Annotated in this window: 23 protein-coding genes and 1 pseudogene; 12 read left to right on the top strand and 12 right to left on the bottom strand. The window is 62.8% G+C overall.

Features of this window, described 5'->3' with window-relative positions:
• Positions 1-75: 75 nt before the first annotated feature.
• Genes V6M90_RS08930 through V6M90_RS08915 form a run of 4 tightly spaced genes read right to left on the bottom strand, consistent with a single transcriptional unit; the run spans position 76 to position 3,196 of the window.
• On the bottom strand, positions 76-597 hold the full coding sequence (locus V6M90_RS08930) for a DUF3299 domain-containing protein (RefSeq protein WP_003176370.1): 522 nt from the start codon (positions 595-597) through the stop codon (positions 76-78).
• A gap of 11 nt (positions 598-608) precedes the next feature.
• Positions 609-1,874: an ABC transporter permease gene (locus V6M90_RS08925; RefSeq protein WP_003176369.1), complete on the bottom strand. Its 1,266-nt coding sequence runs from the start codon at positions 1,872-1,874 to the stop codon at positions 609-611.
• 1 nt (position 1,875) lies between these two features.
• A complete protein-coding gene (locus tag V6M90_RS08920) occupies positions 1,876-2,586 on the bottom strand; it encodes an ABC transporter ATP-binding protein (protein WP_332846342.1) in 711 nt (236 codons plus the stop codon).
• Positions 2,587-2,593: 7 nt separating this feature from the next.
• Positions 2,594-3,196: a DUF2796 domain-containing protein gene (locus V6M90_RS08915; RefSeq protein WP_332846341.1), complete on the bottom strand. Its 603-nt coding sequence runs from the start codon at positions 3,194-3,196 to the stop codon at positions 2,594-2,596.
• Between the two features lie 132 nt (positions 3,197-3,328).
• Here V6M90_RS08915 and V6M90_RS08910 point away from each other — a divergent pair, with 132 nt between their 5' ends.
• The gene (locus V6M90_RS08910) at positions 3,329-3,676 is read left to right on the top strand and encodes a hypothetical protein (protein ID WP_003176366.1); all 348 of its coding nucleotides are present in this window, start codon (positions 3,329-3,331) and stop codon (positions 3,674-3,676) included.
• Here V6M90_RS08910 and trxA read toward each other — a convergent pair.
• From trxA to V6M90_RS08895, 3 genes are read right to left on the bottom strand one after another with little or no spacing between them, the layout of a single operon-like run.
• Entirely contained in the window at positions 3,673-4,545 is an 873-nt protein-coding gene (gene trxA / locus V6M90_RS08905) for a thioredoxin (RefSeq protein WP_141063404.1), read from the bottom strand. The two genes, V6M90_RS08910 and trxA, sit on opposite strands and share 4 nt — an antisense overlap.
• A gap of 32 nt (positions 4,546-4,577) precedes the next feature.
• Positions 4,578-5,240, bottom strand: a complete 663-nt coding sequence (locus tag V6M90_RS08900; protein WP_332846340.1) for a class I SAM-dependent methyltransferase — start codon at positions 5,238-5,240, stop codon at positions 4,578-4,580.
• Entirely contained in the window at positions 5,237-5,692 is a 456-nt protein-coding gene (locus V6M90_RS08895) for a YbaY family lipoprotein (RefSeq protein WP_003176361.1), read from the bottom strand. Before V6M90_RS08895 ends, V6M90_RS08900 begins: the two co-directional genes overlap by 4 nt.
• A gap of 140 nt (positions 5,693-5,832) precedes the next feature.
• Between V6M90_RS08895 and nrdR the strand changes: the two genes are divergently transcribed.
• From nrdR to V6M90_RS08840, 11 genes are all read left to right on the top strand, one after another.
• The gene (gene nrdR, locus V6M90_RS08890) at positions 5,833-6,303 is read left to right on the top strand and encodes a transcriptional regulator NrdR (RefSeq protein WP_042945960.1); all 471 of its coding nucleotides are present in this window, start codon (positions 5,833-5,835) and stop codon (positions 6,301-6,303) included.
• Positions 6,300-7,436 carry a bifunctional diaminohydroxyphosphoribosylaminopyrimidine deaminase/5-amino-6-(5-phosphoribosylamino)uracil reductase RibD gene (ribD, locus tag V6M90_RS08885; RefSeq protein ID WP_003176359.1) on the top strand — a complete coding sequence of 379 codons (1,137 nt, stop codon included), beginning with the start codon at positions 6,300-6,302 and terminating at the stop codon, positions 7,434-7,436. The genes nrdR and ribD overlap by 4 nt, the downstream gene beginning before the upstream one ends.
• Before the next feature lie 47 nt (positions 7,437-7,483).
• Positions 7,484-8,146, top strand: a complete 663-nt coding sequence (locus tag V6M90_RS08880) for a riboflavin synthase (protein ID WP_332846339.1) — start codon at positions 7,484-7,486, stop codon at positions 8,144-8,146.
• A gap of 15 nt (positions 8,147-8,161) precedes the next feature.
• Positions 8,162-9,253, top strand: coding sequence for a bifunctional 3,4-dihydroxy-2-butanone-4-phosphate synthase/GTP cyclohydrolase II (ribBA, locus tag V6M90_RS08875; RefSeq protein ID WP_003176357.1), 1,092 nt, complete (start codon positions 8,162-8,164; stop codon positions 9,251-9,253).
• An 88-nt stretch (positions 9,254-9,341) separates the two neighbouring features.
• Entirely contained in the window at positions 9,342-9,818 is a 477-nt protein-coding gene (gene ribH / locus V6M90_RS08870) for a 6,7-dimethyl-8-ribityllumazine synthase (RefSeq protein WP_003176356.1), read from the top strand.
• Positions 9,815-10,315: a transcription antitermination factor NusB gene (nusB, locus tag V6M90_RS08865; protein ID WP_332846338.1), complete on the top strand. Its 501-nt coding sequence runs from the start codon at positions 9,815-9,817 to the stop codon at positions 10,313-10,315. Before ribH ends, nusB begins: the two co-directional genes overlap by 4 nt.
• Before the next feature lie 18 nt (positions 10,316-10,333).
• The gene (gene thiL, locus V6M90_RS08860; protein ID WP_332846337.1) at positions 10,334-11,299 is read left to right on the top strand and encodes a thiamine-phosphate kinase; all 966 of its coding nucleotides are present in this window, start codon (positions 10,334-10,336) and stop codon (positions 11,297-11,299) included.
• Between the two features lie 66 nt (positions 11,300-11,365).
• A complete protein-coding gene (locus V6M90_RS08855) occupies positions 11,366-12,094 on the top strand; it encodes a substrate-binding periplasmic protein (protein ID WP_332846336.1) in 729 nt (242 codons plus the stop codon).
• A 129-nt stretch (positions 12,095-12,223) separates the two neighbouring features.
• Positions 12,224-12,841 carry a GTP cyclohydrolase II gene (ribA, locus tag V6M90_RS08850; RefSeq protein ID WP_003176352.1) on the top strand — a complete coding sequence of 206 codons (618 nt, stop codon included), beginning with the start codon at positions 12,224-12,226 and terminating at the stop codon, positions 12,839-12,841.
• The gene (locus V6M90_RS08845; protein ID WP_141063409.1) at positions 12,838-13,257 is read left to right on the top strand and encodes an MFS transporter; all 420 of its coding nucleotides are present in this window, start codon (positions 12,838-12,840) and stop codon (positions 13,255-13,257) included. Before ribA ends, V6M90_RS08845 begins: the two co-directional genes overlap by 4 nt.
• Complete coding sequence (locus V6M90_RS08840) at positions 13,254-14,039, top strand: cobalamin-binding protein (protein WP_141063410.1); 786 nt, start codon at positions 13,254-13,256, stop codon at positions 14,037-14,039. The genes V6M90_RS08845 and V6M90_RS08840 overlap by 4 nt, the downstream gene beginning before the upstream one ends.
• 18 nt (positions 14,040-14,057) lie before the next feature.
• Here the strand turns inward: V6M90_RS08840 and V6M90_RS08835 are convergent, their stop codons facing one another.
• The 5 genes and pseudogenes from V6M90_RS08835 to V6M90_RS30110 form a co-directional block, all read right to left on the bottom strand.
• Positions 14,058-15,947, bottom strand: coding sequence for a TonB-dependent receptor domain-containing protein (locus tag V6M90_RS08835; protein ID WP_042945342.1), 1,890 nt, complete (start codon positions 15,945-15,947; stop codon positions 14,058-14,060).
• 78 nt (positions 15,948-16,025) lie between these two features.
• Positions 16,026-17,924, bottom strand: coding sequence for a 1-deoxy-D-xylulose-5-phosphate synthase (gene dxs / locus V6M90_RS08830; RefSeq protein WP_305427960.1), 1,899 nt, complete (start codon positions 17,922-17,924; stop codon positions 16,026-16,028).
• A 110-nt stretch (positions 17,925-18,034) separates the two neighbouring features.
• Positions 18,035-18,922, bottom strand: a complete 888-nt coding sequence (gene ispA, locus V6M90_RS08825; RefSeq protein ID WP_003176347.1) for a (2E,6E)-farnesyl diphosphate synthase — start codon at positions 18,920-18,922, stop codon at positions 18,035-18,037.
• Positions 18,919-19,161 (bottom strand): exodeoxyribonuclease VII small subunit, encoded by a 243-nt coding sequence (locus tag V6M90_RS08820; RefSeq protein ID WP_003176346.1) that lies wholly within the window; start codon positions 19,159-19,161, stop codon positions 18,919-18,921. Before V6M90_RS08820 ends, ispA begins: the two co-directional genes overlap by 4 nt.
• A gap of 74 nt (positions 19,162-19,235) precedes the next feature.
• Positions 19,236-19,868: pseudogene (locus V6M90_RS30110) on the bottom strand (DUF4172 domain-containing protein).
• Positions 19,869-20,024: the final 156 nt, after the last annotated feature.

The following is a 20,024-nucleotide window of genomic DNA, read 5'->3' as shown; positions in this document are numbered from 1 at the left end:
TAAAAGTTGTGCGTCCAATGGTAAAGATCGTTCCGTTCGGTCTGTTGACTCAGCTCAATGAAAGGGCGATCAGCGTTATTCCGGCAGTTCGTAGATATAAATCTTCTCGGCATCCATCTGGTAGCCGGCATCGGCCAGCTCGCTGGTGGACGGTTTGACCTGCATCGCGCCTTCAATCCAATACGGCTGATAGAGCTCGTCGAGCTTCACGCCGACTTCACTTTTTACATGCACGATCTGATTCGACGGCGGCGGCGGCACATGGATGCACGCGCCGAAATACGGCACCAGCAAAAACTCGGTGGTGCGACCTTCTTCGCTGACCTCCAGCGGCACGATATAGCCCGGCAAACGGATGTGCTGGCCATCGAGGCTCTGCACCACCGGCGCGTTGGGCAAATCCTGCTTGGCGGCCGGCGCTGCTTCGACGGACAAGGCATCGGCCATGTTCGACAAATTGTGCAGCGGTTTCATGTTGGGCACTTCCGGCGGCGCGTCCGGCGGGATCATCTCCTGCCAGGACAAATCCTTGGGTTGTTCTTCCGCCCATGCAGGAACGACCACCAGCATTAACAGTGCAAACAGGGCACGACGCATCGAAACCTTCCTCATAAACGGATGGACAGGCCATCGGCCAAAGACTGTCGGTAGGCGCGCCAGGCGGGCACGCTGCCCATCAACAGCGCAGCGCCGAGGATACCGGCGAGCAAGGTCCATTCATATTCGCTCGGCCACGCCATCGGCAGGTCCAGGCCATAGTTGGCCTGCAAATACCCGCGTGAGGCGGCGATGCATACGTACAGCAAGCCGACACCTGCGATCACGCCGGACAAGGCCAGGGCGAACGCTTCGAAGATCAGCAATGTAGCGATGTGCCAAGGCCGCGCGCCCACCGAGCGTAAAATCGCCATCTCGCGGCGGCGCTCGTTGAGGCTGGTGAGGATCGCCGTGAGCATGCCGATCAAGCCGGTCAACACCACGAACAGCGAGATGACGAACAGCGCTTTTTCGGCGGTGCCCATCATGCTCCACAGCTCTTGCAGCGCTACGCCCGGAAGGATCGCCAGCATCGGCTCGCCGCGAAACTCATTGATCTCACGCTGCAGGGCGAAGGTGGAAATCTTGTTGTTCAGGCCCAGCATGAACGCGGTGATGGCCTGCGGGGTCAGGTCCATGTTGCGCGCCTGATCGGCGCTGATGCGCCCTTTGCCCTGGGCCGGCACGCCGTTGTGCCAGTCGATGTGGATTGCTTCCATGCCGCCGAGGCTGATGTGCAACGTGCGGTCCACCGGCGTGCCGGTGCGCTTGAGAATGCCGACCACGGTGAAGGGTTTGTCGTCGTGCTTGACCAGGCTGACCACCGCCACGCCATGGGCCAGCACCAGTTTATCGCCGAGCTTGTAGTGCAATGCGTCGGCGACTTCGGCGCCGAGCACCACTTCGAACGGGTCGGTGGCGAAGGCGCGGCCGCTGGCAAGTTCGAGGTTTTGCCTGCGCCCGTACTGGTAGTGTTCGAAATAGGATTGGTTGGTGCCCATCACGCGGTAGCCGCGATGAGAGTCACCGAGGGAAATCGGGATCGCCCATTTCACCTGGGGGTTGGCGGCGAAGTGCTCGAAGCTGTCCCAGCGAATATTGTTGGTGGCGTTGCCGATGCGAAACACCGAATACAGCAGCAGGTTCACCGAACCGGAACGGGCGCCGACGATCAGGTCGGTGCCGCTGATGGTGCTGGCGAAACTGTTGCGTGCCTCCACGCGTACGCGCTCCACCGCCAGCAACAGGCACACCGACAGGGCGATGGCGAAGGCGGTGAGGATCGCGGTAAAGCGACGGTTAGCCAGGCTGGCCATGGCTAGACGAAACAAATACATCTCAAACCTCTGCGGGCGTGGCGGCGCGATTGAGTTCGGCCAGCGACAGGTTGCGGTCGAACAGCGGCGCCAGGCTCTGGTCATGGCTGACAAACAACAGGCTGGCGCCTGCGTCGCGGCATTCGGCGAACAGCAGTTGCAGGAAAGCTTCGCGGGCGTCGTAGTCCAAGGCCGAGGTGGGTTCGTCGGCAATCACCAGTTCCGGTTGGCCGATCAGTGCGCGGGCGGCGGCCACCCGTTGCTGCTGGCCGATGGACAGCGAATCGGCGCGGCGCTCCAGCAGGTCTTTATCTTTCAACCCCAGGTGCGCGAGCAATGCGGCGGCGGCTTGGTCGACGCTGCCGTGACGCTGTTTGGCCCGTTGTGCGCGCAGCTTGGAAAAGTGGCAAGGCAACTCGACGTTCTCGCGCACCGACAGAAACGGCAGCAGGTTGAACTGCTGGAAGATGTAGCCGGTGTGGTCGACGCGAAAGCGGTCGCGGGCCCCGGCGGACAACTCGGTCAACTCCTGGCCGAGCAGGCGAATGCTGCCCTGGCTGGGCTTCTGCACGCCGCCGAGCAAGCCCAGCAGCGTGGTTTTGCCGCTACCGCTGGGGCCTTTGAGAAACAGGGTTTCCCCGCGTTCCAGGCGGAACGTGGGGATGTCCAGCAACGTTGGGTGACCGGGCCAGTTGAAACCCAGGTCAGACAGTTCGATTAAGGCTTGAGTCATGGGTATCTCAGAACTTCAGGGCGGCTGCCTGGGCCGTCGCATCAACACCCTGCTGGCCGCTTGGGCCGATCAGTTGTACCTGAATTTTCTGAGTGGCGGGGAAGGTCTTGAATACCTGGCTCAGGTCCAGGTTGCTCAACGCGGTTGGCGTGGCGCAGGTGAACTGATAGTGGGCGTGGATTTCGCTGTGGTCGTGATGGTGTTCGTGGGCGCCGTCTTTGGCGTCGTGGTCGTCATCATCATCGTCATGCTCCGCTTCGGGTTTGTCGCCGAACAATGGGCTGTTCAGCTCCTGGGAGCTGACCACGCAACCGGCGGCCTTGGGCAGGTTGAACAGGGCCAGAGGGTTTTCGAGCTGTTTGTGTACAGCGGCGATCTTGGCTTTGTCCGCCGCGCTGGTGGCGAGGTGTTCGAAACCCACCAGGTTCATCGCCGGGCTGTCCAGTTCAAGCTCCAGGGCTTGGCCGTCGAGCACGGCGTTGAGGCGGCCGACGCCATGTTCGTGAGCGCCGAGGCTGCCATGCTCATGATCGTGGTCATGTTCGTCCGCCGCATGGGCAATGGCCAGGGGCAGCAGGGCAAACGGCAAAGCAAGCAACAGACGGCGCATGAGTAAGCTCCAGGAGATGAAAGTTTTGTTATGTGATCTTATAACAATAAGGCCGAGAGTTTGACCGTCCGCTTGGCGTTGCGCAAGCCGCATGGGAGCATGCCCGTCAGAAAAAACTGCAGGAGAAGGACGATGTTGCGAATTCGTGGAACCGTCGGCGACCTGCCGGTGGACTTGACGCTGGAGCTGGATGACGGCGATTGGGCACGGTTGGGCGCGCAATTGCAGGCCGCCCCCGTGGCCGCGCCAAGCGCACCGTCAGCGGCAGCGGTCAAACCGCGTGAGGACCTGTGGCAGAACGCCCAGGACCTGTTGCGCAAGGCCGGGCAACTCAGCGGCCTGGAGCTGCTCGATCAACTGGAAGGGTTGGCCGGCGACGCGGCGGCGGCCAAGCGCCTGTTGGTGCGCTTGCGCCACAGCGCCCAGGTCAAAGTGGTCAGCGGCGCAGACACGCCGCTGTACAGCTGGATCGGCGATTAGTACAGCGCGGCAAACAACTTGCGGCGGTACACGCTGACCAGCGGGTGGTCATTGCCCAGCAGTTCGAATACCTGCAGCAAGGTCTTGTGCGGCAGGCCTTCGCTGTAGCCGCGGTTGCGGATAAACAATTTGAGCAAACCTTCCAGCGCTGCGTCGTATTGCTGGCGCGCTAGTTGCTGGATGCTCAGTTGATAGGCGGCTTCATCGTCCTGCGGGTTTTGCGCCAGGCGGCTTTTCAAGTCGGCGGCGTCGGGCAAATCGGCAGCCTGGCGCAGGAAGGTGATCTGCGCCTTGGCCCCGGCGAGGGCGGCTTTGTGCGCATCGCTTTTGACGGCGTCGAGCACGGTCTGGGCCTCACCCAACTCGCCGCGTTCGGCCAGGCAGCGCGCATACAGGATCAGCGCGGCGGCATTGGTATTGTCCTCGCCCAACAGCGCGACCAGCACGGCCTCGGCCTCGCTGATGCGGCCGTCAGCGAACAGCGCCTGGGCCTGCTCCAGCGGATCAGCCGCTTTCGGCGCCGGCATCTGCACATGCGGCGCGAGCAACGCACGTATCGCCGACTCCGGCTGCGCGCCGGCAAAACCGTCCACTGGCTGGCCATCCTTGAACAGCACCACGGTCGGCAGGCTTTGAATGCCAAACCGCGCGACGATGTCCTGCTCGGCCTCGCAGTCGACCTTGGCCAGCAGCAACTCGCCCTGATAACTCTCGGCAATCTGCGCCAGCATCGGCATCAGCGCCTTGCATGGCGCGCACCATTCGGCCCAGAAATCCACCAGGACGGGTTTTTCGAAGGAGTTCTGGATCACGGCCTGGTCGAAGTTGGCGGTGGTGACGTCGAAGATGTACGGCGTGGGCTCACTCATGGGGCGTCTCGAATAAAGCGGGAATGGGGCAACTATAAGGGCTGGCGCCGCGAATGGTACAGGCTCACCTTGCGAAACTCCCAAGGCTCGGCCAGGTCGGGCAACGTCAATGCGTCCAGTATCTCCAGGCGCTGATAGGCCGGGTGCTGAAAGTCCCGCACGCGTGAATCCGCAACCAGCGCTTCACGGCCACGGGTAAGGAACTGATCCAGCAACGGCAGGTTGGCGCGGTCATAGAGCACGTCGGCCACCAGGATCAGGTCGAAGCGGTCGGTTTCGGCGAAAAAGTCCGCCGAGTAGGTTAATGCCACGTTATTGAGCGCGGCATTGGCGCGGCAAGCGGCTAAGGCCAGCGGGTCGAGGTCACACGCCACTACTTCCAATGCGCCCGCCTTGAAGGCCGCAATCGCGGCCACGCCGGAACCGGCACCAAAATCCAGCACGCGCTTGCCGGCGACCCACTCAGGGTTGGCCGCCAGGTATCGCGCCAGTGCCAGGCCGCTGGCCCAGCAAAAACTCCAGTAGGGCGGTTCATGCAGGATGCGCCGGGTTTCTTCGGAGCTGAAGGCCCGGTCCATGTTGTCCGCATCCAGCAGCCACAACGACAGCTCGGTGCCCGGCAGCGGGCAGGGCACCAGGTGGGCGTCGCCGATCAGCTCGCTCAGGGCGCGCTGCAAGTCCAACGGCGGGGTCATGGTGCCTTGACGAGTTCCAGCGGGCCGGTGGTCTGGGTGATCGCCTGGGTGATGCGCACGGCCGGCAGGTGCAGGATCAACTGTCCGGACTGGCTGGCGCGGCCGCGCAGTTCGACTCGCGCACCGGCCGGAAAGGCCTCGGGGTTGAAGCGCAGGCGGAACGCCAGGGGCTTGCCGTTACCGGTCAACACGCTGCTGGCGAGCAGTTGCTGCGGGCGCGAACGATCGTCGATCACCAGCAGGGCCATCTCGACTTCGGCGCCTGCGGGCACGTTGGTCAGGCTGCCGTTGATTTCACGCTGGTAAGCCGGCAGTGGGCCGAGGTCTTCAATACCGGGGACTTTTTTCTCTTGCGCCGGCACCGGTTGCGGCACGGACGGCTTGGGGGCTTCGCTGCTGCAGGCGACCAGAAAACTGACCAGGGTGAGCAAAACAAGTGGTCGTAACTGCATGTACGGCTCCAGAAAGGACAAAAATCCGTGTCTTTAAATGTAAGAAACATATTCGTCAGCCTATATACCGTAAAGGCTATGGCTTGTCTTGCCACGGGGATGCGCTACCATGGCCCTCCCTTTTTTTGTTGTCTGCCACCATGCACTGTCCCTTCTGCGGTGCCAACGACACCAAGGTCATTGACTCGCGTCTGGTCGCCGAGGGCGACCAAGTGCGTCGCCGGCGCGAATGCCTGGCCTCTGGCTGCGGTGAACGTTTCACCACCTTCGAAACCGCCGAACTGGTATTGCCACGTCTGATCAAATCCGACGGCAGCCGCCAGCCTTTCGACGAAGAAAAACTGCGCGCCGGTATGCAGCGTGCCCTGGAAAAACGCCCGGTGAGTGTCGAGCGCCTGGAAGCGGCGCTGGTGCATATCAAGCACAAGCTGCGCGCAACCGGCGAGCGCGAGGTCAAGAGCCTGGTGGTGGGAGAATTGGTGATGGGCGAGCTGCAAAAGCTCGACGAAGTCGCCTATATCCGTTTCGCCTCGGTGTATCGACGCTTCCAGGACCTCAACGAGTTCCGCGAAGAGATCGACCGCCTGGCCCGTGAGCCCTCCAAACAATGAACCCTCCCTCTGCTGAACAGGCCGTCCTCGACGCCCATTACATGGCCCGCGCGCTGGAGTTGGCGCGCAATGGCCTGTACACCACCCACCCCAACCCTCGGGTGGGCTGCGTGATTGTGCGCGATGGGCAGATTGTCGGCGAAGGTTGGCATGAGCGTACCGGCCAACCCCATGCCGAAGTACATGCCCTGCGCGCCGCCGGCGACAAGGCGCGCGGCGCCACGGCGTACGTCACCCTTGAGCCTTGTAGCCATTACGGTCACACGCCGCCGTGCGCCGATGCGCTGGTGAGCGCCGGGCTGGCACGGGTGGTCGCGGCGATGCAGGACCCTAACCCGGAAGTGGCGGGGCGCGGTATGCAGCGCTTGGCCCAGGCGGGGATCGAGGTGCGTAGCGGCGTATTGGAAGGTGAGGCGCGGGCCCTTAATAGAGGCTTTCTCAAGCGCATGGAACACGGCCTGCCGTTCGTGCGGGTCAAAATGGCGATGAGCCTGGACGGTCGCACCGCCATGGCCAGCGGCGAAAGCCAATGGATTACCGGCCCCGCCGCCCGCGCCGCCGTGCAGCGCCTGCGCGCCGAGGCCAGCGTGGTGCTGACCGGCGCCGATACCGTCCTGGCTGACGGCGCTCGTTTGACCGTGCGCGCCGCTGAGCTGGGCCTGGATGCCGAAACCACAGCCCTGGTCATGTCGCGTCCGCCGTTGCGCGTATTGATCGACGGCCGCCTGCGTGTGCCGCTCAATGCCCCGTTCTTCAAGGCCGGACCGGCATTGGTCATCACCTGTGTCACTGCGCAGAACCAGTTCCCTCGCGGTCCCGAGTGCCTGGTGGTGCCCGGCGTGGAAGGCCAGGTCGACCTGCGCTCAGCCCTGGTCGCTCTCGCGGCGCGCGGCGTCAACGAGGTGTTGGTGGAAGCGGGCCCAAGCCTGGCGGGCGCATTTGCCCAGCAGGGCCTGGTGGACGAATACGTGATATTCGTCGCCGGCAAGTTCCTCGGCTGCGCTGCGCGGCCGTTGCTCGACTGGCCGCTTGAGAAACTGGCCGATGCCCCCCAACTCAAGATCACTGAGATGCGCGCTGTAGGCGACGACTGGCGAGTCACTGCCATCCCTATGCCAGCAGCGAGCGTATAATTCTGACCGGGCGCTCAGGTGCCCGCACCCGTTTCCAGGAGAAGGCCATGTTCACCGGCATTATCGAATCCATCGGCAGCATCCGCGCCATGACCTCCAAAGGTGGCGACGTGCGCCTGCTGGTTGACACCGGCAAGCTCGACCTGGGCGACGTCAAGCTGGGCGACAGCATCGCCGTCAGCGGCGTGTGCCTGACCGTCGTCGAGCTGCCGGGCAATGGCTTTGCCGCCGATGTCAGCCGGGAAACCCTGGACTGCACCGCGATGAGCGACCTCAAGGCCGGCAGCCCGGTCAACCTGGAAAAAGCCCTGACGCCGACCACCCGCCTGGGCGGTCACCTGGTCAGCGGCCACGTCGACGGTGTCGGCGAAGTGGTCGCGCGCAGCGAAAATGCGCGAGCCGTGGAATTTCGCATCCGCGCCCCCAAAGCGCTGGCCAAATACATCGCCCACAAAGGCTCGATCACTGTCGATGGCACCAGCCTGACCGTGAACGCCGTGAACGGCGCCGAATTCGAACTGACCATCATTCCCCACACCCTCAGCGAAACCATCATGGCCTCGTACCAGCCGGGTCGCCGGGTGAACCTGGAAGTCGACTTGCTTGCCCGTTACCTGGAGCGCCTGCTGTTGGGCGATAAGGCCGCAGAGCCTGCATCAGGCAACATCACTGAAAGTTTTCTGGCCGCCAACGGCTATCTCAAATCCTGACCAAGGGGGTGCCGCGTGGCGCTCAATAGCATCGAAGAACTGGTTGAAGACATCCGCCAAGGCAAGATGGTCATCCTGATGGATGATGAAGATCGCGAAAACGAAGGCGACATCATCATGGCCGCCGAGGCCTGCAAGCCCGAGCACATCAACTTCATGGCCAAACATGCCCGTGGGCTGATCTGCATGCCCATGAGTCGCGAGCGCTGCGAGCTGCTCAAGCTGCCGCTGATGGCACCGCGCAATGGTTCCGGGTTTGGTACCAAGTTCACCGTGTCGATCGAAGCGACCACCGGCGTCACCACCGGCATTTCCGCCGCTGACCGCGCCCGCACCGTGCAAGCCGCTGCCGCGAAAGATGCCAAGGCCGAAGACATCGTCAGCCCCGGCCATATTTTCCCGCTGATGGCCCAGCCGGGTGGCACCCTGGCCCGTGCCGGCCATACTGAAGCCGCCTGCGACCTGGCGCGCATGGCCGGTTTCGAGCCCAGTGGCGTGATCTGCGAAGTGATGAACGACGACGGCACCATGGCTCGCCGTGCCGAACTCGAAGCCTTTGCCGCCGAACACAACATCAAGGTCGGCACCATCGCCGACCTGATTCACTACCGCATGATCCACGAACGTACCGTTCAGCGGATTGCCGAGCAGCCGCTGGACAGCGAACTGGGCCAATTCAATTTGGTGACCTACCGTGATTCAGTGGAAGGCGACGTGCACATGGCCCTGACCCTGGGCACCATTTGCGCCGACGAGCCGACCCTGGTGCGCGTGCACAACATGGACCCGCTGCGCGACCTGCTGATGGTCAAGCAACCGGGCCGCTGGAGCCTGCGCGCCGCCATGGCTGCGGTGTCCGAGGCCGGCAGTGGCGTGGTACTGCTGCTGGGTAACCCGGTGGACGGCGACGTGTTGCTGGCGCATATCCGCGAAACCGCCGAGCAGACCCAGGTGAAAACGCCGACCACCTACAGCATCGTCGGTGCCGGTTCGCAGATCCTGCGTGACCTCGGTGTGCGCAAAATGCGCCTGATGAGCGCGCCGATGAAATTTAATGCGATATCCGGATTCGATCTGGAAGTTGTAGAATACGTGCCCTCCGAATAAAGGCTGGCGTTTGTTGCCCCTTGTTCGCGGTTAAATCATCACTGAGGGACGCATTTTTCGCGTCCCGGCTCTTTAAGAGATTTGTCGAATGACCCTGAAGACCATCGAAGGTACCTTCATCGCCCCCAAAGGCCGCTATGCCCTGGTGGTTGGCCGCTTCAACAGCTTCGTGGTTGAAAGCCTGGTAAGCGGTGCCGTGGACGCCCTGGTTCGCCACGGTGTGAGCGAGAGCGACATCACGATCATCCGTGCCCCTGGCGCCTTCGAAATTCCACTGGTTGCGCAAAAAGTTGCTCAACAGGGCGAATACGCGGCGATCATTGCCCTGGGCGCGGTCATTCGTGGCGGGACTCCGCACTTCGAATACGTGGCTGGCGAATGCACCAAGGGCCTGGCCCAGGTGTCCATGGAATTCGGCGTGCCTGTCGCGTTCGGCGTACTGACCGTTGATTCCATCGAGCAGGCCATCGAGCGTTCCGGCACCAAGGCTGGTAACAAGGGCGCTGAAGCCGCGCTGTCCGCCCTGGAAATGGTCAGCCTGCTGTCGCAGTTGGAGGCCAAGTGATTTCCGACGAGAGCGATCGTTTCAACCCACGCGACGAGCGTCCAGCGGACGCCGGCAAGCCCTCGAAAAGCGAAAAGCGTCGTGCGGCTCGTCAGCTCGCGACCCAGGCGCTTTACCAGCGTCACATGGCCGGCACGTCGCTGAACGAAATCGAAGCGCAATTTCGCGTCGATAACGACTTCACCTTTGCCGACCAGAGCTACTTTCACGACATCCTGCACGGTGTCCCGGCCAACCTGACCGAGATCGACGCCGCGCTGACGCCGTGCCTGGACCTGGCCCTCGAAGAGCTGGATCCGGTTGAACTGGCCGTACTGCGCCTGTCCACCTGGGAGCTGCTCAAGCGCGTCGACGTGCCGTATCGCGTAGTGATCAACGAAGGCATCGAACTGGCGAAAGTCTACGGTTCGACCGACGGTCACAAGTTCGTCAACGGCGTGCTCGACAAGCTGGCTCCGCGCCTGCGTGAAGCCGAAGTGAAGGCGTACAAGCGCTAACCTGCGCTTGAGTGCTGAATGGGCGAGTTTGAGCTGATCCACAAATACTTCGCCGCCGCGCCGTGCGCGCAGGGTGGCGAGGGCATTGCCCTGGGGATCGGCGACGACTGCGCCTTGCTGGCGCTCCCGCCTGGGGAGCAGCTGGCGATCTCCACCGATACGCTGGTGGCTGGCGTGCACTTTGCCGACCCCTGCGATCCGTTCCTGCTCGGCCAGCGCTCGTTGGCCGTGGCGGTGAGCGACCTGGCCGCCATGGGCGCCAACCCTCTCGCATTTACCCTTGCCCTTACCACGCCGACGTTCGATGCCGACTGGCTGCAACGCTATGCCCAGGGATTGAATGCCATGGCGCAACGCTGCGGCGTGGGCCTGGTGGGCGGCGACACGACGCGCGGGCCGCTCAGCCTGACCCTCAGCGTGTTCGGCCGGGTTCCGGCCGGGCAGGCGTTGACGCGCAGCGGTGCGCAACCGGGCGACCTGCTGTGTGTCGGCGGCGAGTTGGGCAACGCTGCGGGCGCCTTGCCGTTGGTGCTGGGCCAACGCAGCGCCGAGGCGGCCATCGCTGATCCGCTGTTGGCGCATTACTGGTCGCCGCAACCGCAGTTGGCCTTGGGCCTGGCCCTTCGGGGCAAGGCTACGGCCGCGATGGACATCTCCGACGGGCTGTTGGCCGATTGCGGGCATATCGCCAAGGCGTCGGGCGTCAGCCTGTTGGTTGAGCGTCACCGCCTGCCCTTGTCCAAGGCCTTGCTCGCGTTTGTGGGGGACGATGCGGCGCGGGTGGCGGCATTGAGTGGCGGCGACGACTACGTGCTGGCGTTCACCCTACCGCCCGTCGAGTTGGCGCCGTTACGAGCCGGCGGTTGGCCGGTGCATGTCATCGGCCGAGTCGAGGCGGGGATGGGTGTAACGCTGCTTGATGCCGGCGGGCAAGACATCACCCCGGCTATCCGTGGCTATCAGCATTTTCGCGAGACGCCCTGAATCGGTGTGCTGCGCTACCCTCTATAACGTTATTCGCGATGCAAGGCTTTGCAGGAGGTCGTACCCATGGAAGTGCGCCGCTGGCCGTTGATGCTGCTGTGTGTCGTTTCGACCTGTGGGTGGGCAGAGAATCGGTCGGCGCTGCCCGGCAAAGTCATGCTGGCCAGTGAAGCCTGGGAGGACTACACCAACGCCGACGGCAGCGGCCTGGCCTGGGATGTATTGCGACGGGTATTCGAGCCGGCCGGGATCACCTTGCAAACCCGTATCGAGCCCTATACCCGCGCCGTGGGCCTGGCCCAGCGCGGTGAAGTGGACGGTTGGGTCGGTTCTTACCGCGATGAGGTCAAGGGCGTGCTCTACCCGCGCTGGAACTTCGACTCCGACCAGATCTATGCCCTCGGGTTGGCCACCTCGCCGACACCGAGCGCGGCGACGCTGGGCGATTACCGACTGGCCTGGGTGCGCGGCTACAGGTACGAGGCGTATTTGCCTAACGTGCGGCGCTTTAACCAGATCCAGCGGCGCGATGGCATTTTACCGATGCTCCAGCATGGCCGGGTCGACTTCTATATCGATGCCCTCCCCGAAGCCAATGAGGTGCTCAGCCAGGCGCAAGACCCAGCCACATTCCGGCTCACTCCCATCATCGATCTGCCGCTCTACGTAGGCTTTGCCGATACCGAACGTGGACGTGCATTGCGCACAGTGTTCGACGAGCGCATGGCCGTGCTGGTGAAAAGTGGCGAGCTGAAGCCGATTTTCCGTCGCTGGAAACTGCCGTATCCCTTCTGACCTGCATAGAACCGGGATGAAGGCCAATCAAACCGATTGATCTTTATCAGCGATAATTCAGCTTAAGCGTCTGTAGGAACCTGCTGTTACAATGCCCGCCTCTGTGAAATCTGAAATCAGGAGCACACGGTGCCCGTCGTTTTCGTCGCTGCCTCCAAGCTGCCTACCCCTTTTGCCACGTTCACCATGCATGGCTTTCTCGAAAAAGCCACCGGGCGCGAGCACGTTGTGCTCAGCCTGGGCGATATCGCCGATGGCGCGCCGGTGCTGGGGCGTCTGCATTCCGAGTGCCTGACCGGCGATGCGCTGTTCAGCCAGCGGTGTGATTGCGGCTCGCAATTGGAGGCTGCCATGCGCGCCATCGCTCGCGAGGGCCGTGGCGTGCTGCTGTATTTGCGTCAGGAAGGCCGTGGCATTGGCCTGCTGAACAAGATTCGCGCCTATGAGTTGCAGGATGGCGGTGCCGATACCGTTGAGGCCAACGAGCGCCTGGGCTTCGCCGCCGACCAGCGTGACTACGCGATCTGCCTGCCGATGCTCGAACACCTGGGGGTCAAATCCCTGCGTCTGATGACCAACAACCCGCGCAAGGTCAACGCTTTGACCGAGATGGGCATCACCGTCGCCGAGCGCGTGCCGCTGCACACCGGGCATAACCCGCACAACAAACTCTACCTGGCCACCAAGGCCAGCAAGCTCGACCACATGATGGGCAACGAGCACCAGGGCGAGGTCGATCGCGCGTGACCCGCGGTCAGGTAAAGCGACGACTGTCGTTCGACTGGTGGCGGTACCTGGCCCTGGCGTTGCTGCCGTTGTTTGTGATCAACCTGGTGTTCGGCCAGGCACAATCGCTTTTGCCAGTGCTGGCCATGCCGTTCTTTATCGCTGGCGTGGCTTCGATGTTTTTCAGCCTGCGCTTCTTCAACGGCTATAAACACGCGTTGATCGCGACCTCCAAAGCCCTCGATACGCCTGAAGAACCGGCGGCCTGGATCACCCTGGCGGCCCGTCGGCGTGCGGCCCTGCTGGTGGCGGCGATCCCTGCCTGGGTGGGCGCGCTGGCGGTGTTCGTCGGGCTGGAGGCGGTGCCGCTGTTTCTGCTGGCACTGTCGACGATGGTGCTGTTCTACCTCTACCGCATCCCGCGTCAACTGGGGTGATGCGCTGCTGGCTGGCCGTGCTGTTGGTGCTGAGCGCCCAGGCGTTGGCGGCCGAGCGCGTGGTGAGCCTGGCGCCTTCGCTGACTGAAATCGTGCTTGAACTGGGCGCCGCCGATCGGCTGGTGGGCGTGCTGGACGGCGGCGACCGGCCTGCCGCGTTGGCGAGCGTGCCGTCCGTGGGCCATTACGGCCAATTGAACATCGAGCGCCTGCTCAGCCTCAAGCCCGACCTGATTCTGTTATGGCCCGGCAGCATCGGCCCGGCCCAGCGTGAACAGTTGCAGCGCCTGAATATCCCTGTCTACGTCGCCGAACCCCATAGCCTTGAGCAACTGACGGCACAGGTCGACGCCATTTCCCGGCAACTGGGCCGGGCGGATGCCGGTCGCCAGTTGGCTGCCCAGTTGCGTCAGCGCCTGGCCGAGCTGCGTCAGCGGTATCAGCGGGCCGAGCCGCTACGGGTGTTTTATCAGGTGTGGAACCAGCCGCTCTATACCGTGGGCGGTGGGCAGATCATCAGTGACGCGTTGACGGTATGCGGTGCGCGCAATGTGTTCGATGACCTGAAGCTGCCTGCGCCGCAGGTCAGCATTGAGTCGGTGTTGCAGCGCGAGCCCGAGGTGATTCTGGTCGGTGACCAGGCTCAGGCGGATGCCTGGAAGGTCTGGCCGGCGATGGCAGGGCGGGTGCGGCTCGTGCCGGACAAAGGCCTGGAGCGGCCCAGTGGGCAGATGCTGGAGGCGGTGGCGCGGTTGTGTCAGGTGATTTCACCTGGCCTGTGAGGCCGGTACAGGCAACGATCAGATTTCGGGTGTCCACGTCACCCCAACCCTCCACACCCGACCGTCTTCCCGATAATCCTGATTGTTCAAGAACGAGGGATCGTTGTAGCTGTACATCGCCCGTGCATAGGATTTATCCAACAGGTTATCGACCTTCAACGACAGCACCACCTCCCGACTCAGCGCCCAACTGCTGCGCAGCCCGAGCAAGGCGTAACCGCCCAGGCGCTGCGTGTTGTCTTCATCGTCGTAACTGCTGCTGACCGCCTGCCAACTGGCCCCCAGGCCCAATTGGTCGAATTGTCGATCCACATCCAGGCTCAACGTACGCCGTGCGCGACGGGCGAGGGTGTGGCCGCTGTCGCGGTCGCGCGGGTCGATGATCGACAGCCCCAGGTTGCCCTGCCAGCCGAATAGCGTCTGCTTGAGCGCCGCTTCAACGCCGTTGATGCGTGCCGATGCCACGTTCTGCGGCTTGCCGGTGCGGTCGAGAATGATCGCGTCGCTCAAATCGGTGCGGTACAGCGAGGCTTCCAGGTGCGTGCTGTCAGTCAGTTGGCTGCGCCATTGCAGTTCGTAGCTTTTCGAGGTCTCGGGCTGCAGGTTGGGGTTGCTGTATTTCGCGTCCGGGTAATACAGGTCGTTAAAGGTCGGCGCCCGAAAGCCTTCGCTGTAGGTCAGCAATACATCGTTGTCGGGGTTGACCGGCAAGGTCAGGGTGCCGCTCCAACTGTTCTGGCCACCAAACTGCTGGTTCTGGTCGCGGCGCAGGCCCAGTTCGGTGGAGAACCCGTCGCCGTGGAAGCGGTGCTGCACGAACGCGGCGCGGTTCCAGCGGCTGTTTTCTGTAAACGTGGTGGAACCGTGGAAGCGATCCTCGTACCAGTCGCCGCCCAGGATCAGGCGGTTCTGCTCATCCAGCGTCAAGTCGTTCTGCCAGTTCACTGAGTCGCGGTAGGTGTTGAACACGCTGAAGTCATCGCTGAGGGTGTCGCGCTTGGTGTCACGGTTTTCGCTGTGGCCCAGCTCCAGGCGCGACTGCCAGCGCTCGCTGAGTGTGGCGTCCAGATAACCGCTGGTGCTGCTGACCGCGTAGTCGGTGTAGGGCTTTTGCCCCAACGTCTGCCCGCTGGCGGCGTCGTAGCGGCCGAAGCTGTTGTCGTATTCCGATTTACCGCGGTTATCCAACAGGTTGAACCCCGCCTCCAATTCGTCGCTGAATGAATGGCTGAGGTTCAGGCTGACCGACTGGTTGCGGTAGGCATCATGATCGCCGTCACTGGGGAATGACTGGTGCGTGGCGTTGATGCCGGCGGTTTCATCCAGGCTCGCACCGAGGTTGAAGCGCGTGTGTTCATCGCCGCCCGACAGGCCGAGGCTGCGTTCCCACGTGTCGTGGCTGCCATAACCCAGCTTAAGGTGCGGTTGCAGGCCTTGTTCGGCATTGCGTCGGGTAAACACCTGGATCACCCCGCCGATCGCATCGCTGCCGTAGATCACCGAGCGAGAACCGCGCAGCACTTCCACGCGCTCGATCTGGTCGACGTTGAGGTATTGCAGGCCACTGTCGCCGGAAGTGGTGTTGGCAATGCGTTGGCCGTCCACCAGTACCAGGCTCTGGGCGGATTTGGTGCCGCGCAGGTAGATTCCCGGCAAACTGCCGCGTCCGCCGGTGGGCGCCACTTGCACGCCGGGCACGCGGCTGAGCAGGTCGGTGAGGCTGGTGGGTTGCAGGCGGTCGATGTCGTCGCGGGTGAAGACGGTGTTGGCGGCACTGCTGTCGTTGCGCGCCTGGACCTGGCGGTTGGCGCTGATGACCACATCGGGAAGTTTGAGGGCGGCGTCGCGGGTGTCGGCGAGCAGCTCGGGTGTGGGGAGCAGCAGCAGGGCAAGGTACAGGCGTTTCATGGGCTGTCTATGGCACTTCAAGATGGCATAAATCAAATGTGGGAGGGGCAAGTCCCCTCCCACATTTTGATCCGGTTTCTACAGGGAGAGCAGCGCCATACGCTGGCGCACAGATGCCTCAATGCCTGCCTCATCCAGTCCACACTCCGACAGCATCTGCGCCGGCTTGGCGTGTTCGACATACACATCCGGCAAGCCCAGATGCAGCACCGACTTGAGGATATTCTCCCGCGCCAGAAACTCACTGACCGCCGCACCGGCACCGCCCATGATGGCATTTTCTTCGACAGTCACCAGCAACGCGTGGCTGCCGGCGATTTCGCGCACCAAGGCTTCATCCAGCGGTTTGACAAAGCGCATGTCGATCACGGTGGCGTCGATTTTCTCGGCGACTTTCAGCGCTTCGGCCAACTGCACGCCGAACACCAGGAAGGCGACGTTGCTGCCCTGGCGACGCACGATGCCTTTACCGATCTCGATCGGTTCCAGGTCTTTTTCGATCACCGCATTCGGGCCATTGCCGCGTGGGTAACGCACGGCGGCCGGGCCGTTGTACAGGTGGCCGGTGCTGAGCATCTTGCGCAGCTCGTTTTCGTCGCTTGGCGTCATCACCAGCATGCCGGGAATGCAGCGCAGGTAAGACAGGTCGAAGCTGCCTGCATGGGTCGGGCCGTCTTCGCCGACCAAACCGGCGCGGTCGATGGCGAACAGCACATCGAGGTTCTGTACCGCGACGTCATGCACCAACTGGTCATAACCGCGCTGCAGAAAAGTCGAGTAGATCGCCACCACCGGCTTGGCGCCTTCACAGGCCATGCCGGCGGCAAACGTGACGGCGTGCTGCTCGGCAATCGCCACATCGAAGTAGCGCAGCGGGAAGCGCTCGCTGAAGGCAACCAGATCGGAGCCTTCTTTCATCGCCGGGGTAATTCCCACCAGGCGCGGGTCGGCGGCCGCCATGTCGCACAACCATTCGCCGAACACACCGGAGTATTTCGGCCCGCTGGCCTTTTTCGGCGCGGCGGCGGGGGCGTCCAGGGGTTCGAGTTTGGTGATCGCGTGGTAACCAATCGGGTCGACTTCCGCCGGGGCGAAGCCTTTGCCCTTTTTGGTGACGATATGCAGGAATTGCGGGCCCTTGAGGTCACGCATGTTACGCAGCGTGGCGATCAGGGTCGGCAGGTCATGCCCGTCGATTGGGCCGATGTAGTTCCAGCCCAGCTCTTCGAACAGTGTGCCCGGAACCAGCATGCCCTTGGCGTATTCTTCGGTACGACGGGCAATTTCCCAAGCGCCAGGCAGACGCGAGAGCACTTTCTTGCTGCCTTCGCGCATGCTGGCATAGGTGCGGCTGGAGAGAATCTTTGCCAAATAATTCGACAGGCCACCGACATTGCGCGAAATCGACATGTCGTTGTCGTTGAGGATCACCAGCATGTTGGCGTCCACTTCCGGCGCATGATTCAGCGCTTCGAAGGCCATGCCGGCGGTCAGCGCACCATCACCGATCACCGCGATCGCCTTGCGGTCGCTGTTTTGCAGGCGGGCAGCAATCGCCATGCCCAGCGCTGCGCTGATCGAGGTGCTGGAGTGGCCGACGCCAAAGGTGTCGTACTCGCTCTCGGAACGACGCGGGAAGGCGGCAACACCGTCCTTCTGGCGCAGGGTACTCATGCGCTCGCGGCGGCCCGTGAGGATTTTATGCGGATACGCCTGGTGGCCAACGTCCCACACCAGCCGGTCGTCCGGGGTGTCGAACACGTAATGCAAGGCGATGGTCAGCTCGATGACGCCCAGGCCGGCACCAAAATGCCCACCGGTCTGGCCGACCGTGTAGAGCAATTCCAGGCGCAACTCATCGGCCAGGGTTTCCAGCTCGGCTTCACCCAGTCGACGCAGGCCGTCCGGCGTGGCAGCACGGTCGAGCAGGGGCGTGGACGGGCGCTTGCGGGGAATCTCTTGAAACGTCGTGGGCATCAGGCGAATCGTTATAGGTATAGAAGAGGCGGCAGTTTACCTCAAGCATCGCAAACTGCCCACGCAGAGCGCCGAACTTGGCCGATATGCGGCTGCAATGGCCGCGGTTATCAGTGGCGGCGTTCGACGATATACCGCGCCAGGTCACGCAACGGCTCGGCCGCCGCGTCGAAAGGTCGCAGGGCGTCCAGGGCCTGGTCGCGCAACTCAAGGGCATACGCCTTGGCCGCAGCAAGCCCGAGCAGTGCCGGATAAGTCGGTTTGTCCCGTGCGATGTCGGCGCCCTGACGCTTGCCCAGCGTGGCGGTGTCGCTCTCTACGTCGAGAATATCGTCCTGCACCTGGAACGCCAGGCCGATGGCCCGGGCGTAAGTCTGCAAGGCCGCCAATTGCGCAGCTTCGGCGCGGCCGCTGGCCAGCGCGCCCAATTGCACGGCGGCCTCGATCAGCGCGCCGGTCTTGTGGCGGTGCATGTGTTCGAGGGCTTGCTGATCCAGCTTGAGGCTGACCGAACCCATGTCGATAGCCTGCCCGCCGACCATGCCGGCCGGGCCGGCAGCCAGGGCCAGGGCGGTGACCATGCGCAGGCGGATCTCGGCATTGACGCTGCTCAAGCCCGGGTCCAGCAATGCACTGAACGCCAGGCTCTGCAAGCCGTCACCGGCGAGGATCGCATAGGCTTCATCAAAGGCTTTGTGAGTAGTCGGCTGGCCGCGACGCAGGTCGTCGTCGTCCATCGCCGGCAAATCGTCGTGTACCAGGGAGTAGGCGTGAATCAGCTCAACCGCACACGCCGCGCCATTGGCCTGCTCGGCCGGCGCGCCCAGGGCTTCACACGCGGCATAGGCCAGTAACGGACGCACACGCTTGCCGCCGTTCATCACGCTGTAGCGCATGGCTTCGTACAGACGCTTCATTTGCGGACTTGGCGCAACAAACAAGGGTTCCAGCGCCGCATTGACCCGGGCTTGGCTACTGGCCTGATACGCGTCGATCATTCCGGCTGTTCCGCATCGAAAGGTTCTTCGGCCAACTCCCCGTCACGTTCCAGCAACACCTGTACCTTCTGCTCGGCCTGCGCCAACGCGCTTTGGCAGTCGCGGGTCAGGCCGATGCCCTGCTCAAACGCCGTCAGCGAGTCCTCCAGCGACAACTCGCCGTTCTCCAGACGCTCGACCAGGGTTTGCAGGTCGGCGAGGGATTGTTCGAAATCGAGTGCAACTTTTTTGCGGGCCATGGCGGCAATTCCGGTAGACGGTAAACCGGCGCGACACTAGCAGACATGGGGAATTGGGGCAAATGAGCGGGGTGTCAGCGGTCCGTTGTATTGACCTGATAACGCGTGCTGCGGCCGCCTCCGGGGAGGCGGATCAGGCAGTTTTTTTCAGCAGGTCGGCCAGGTGTCGTGTGGCCGTCGCTTTGGAGACCTTTGCCACTGTTTGGTATTGCGCGGCGCTGATGCCGTGTTCTAAGCCCCTTTCACCACCGTCGAGTAAGCGGTTGAGAACTTTGATCTGCTCGGCGGACAAAGCAAGGTCGCGGTGTTGTTGCCAGAACCGGCTCTCGCTCACTATTCGTCTATTTGCGCTATTGCAAAGGCAGGGTGAATTGCTGAGTTGCATCCATCATCAGCTCGGCAAGGCCTTCGCTGCGACGGCTGACCTGGCCGTCATTCATCGCCTCCAAGCCCATGCGTCGTGCCAGTGAGGAGCGAACGGAGCCAACATTCAGTTGCTCACCTTCGATCGCAGAAGAGGTCAGGATATTTTGCAGCAGCGCATCCAACTCATTTTGCGCACTGACTCCCTGGGGGAAGCAACCTAGCATGCCTAGGAGCCGACCTTGGGCTTGCCCACATTCGCGTAACAAGACGGCCAGACGGGCGGGTTGCCAGTGGAAATGCGGCCAGTCGACGTGTTGCCAGATCCAGTGTGGATGGTCCATGAGGGAGCGCCTGGGTGCGTGAGCCGAATAGAGAGGTTATTCGGCTCATATGGTGAGCTGATGTGCATCTTATTTGGCTCGGCGTCCATGGCGGTGCTTTGTGGCAGTGAGGTAATTGCAGGTGAAGATGAACCTGTATGAGAAGGTTCTGCGCCT

This window comes from Pseudomonas lactucae, assembly GCF_036688725.1.
GTDB classification, from domain to species: domain Bacteria; phylum Pseudomonadota; class Gammaproteobacteria; order Pseudomonadales; family Pseudomonadaceae; genus Aquipseudomonas; species Aquipseudomonas lactucae.
The sequence above is the reverse complement of the archived record's forward strand: the minus strand, read 5'-3'. Positions and strand labels throughout refer to the sequence as shown.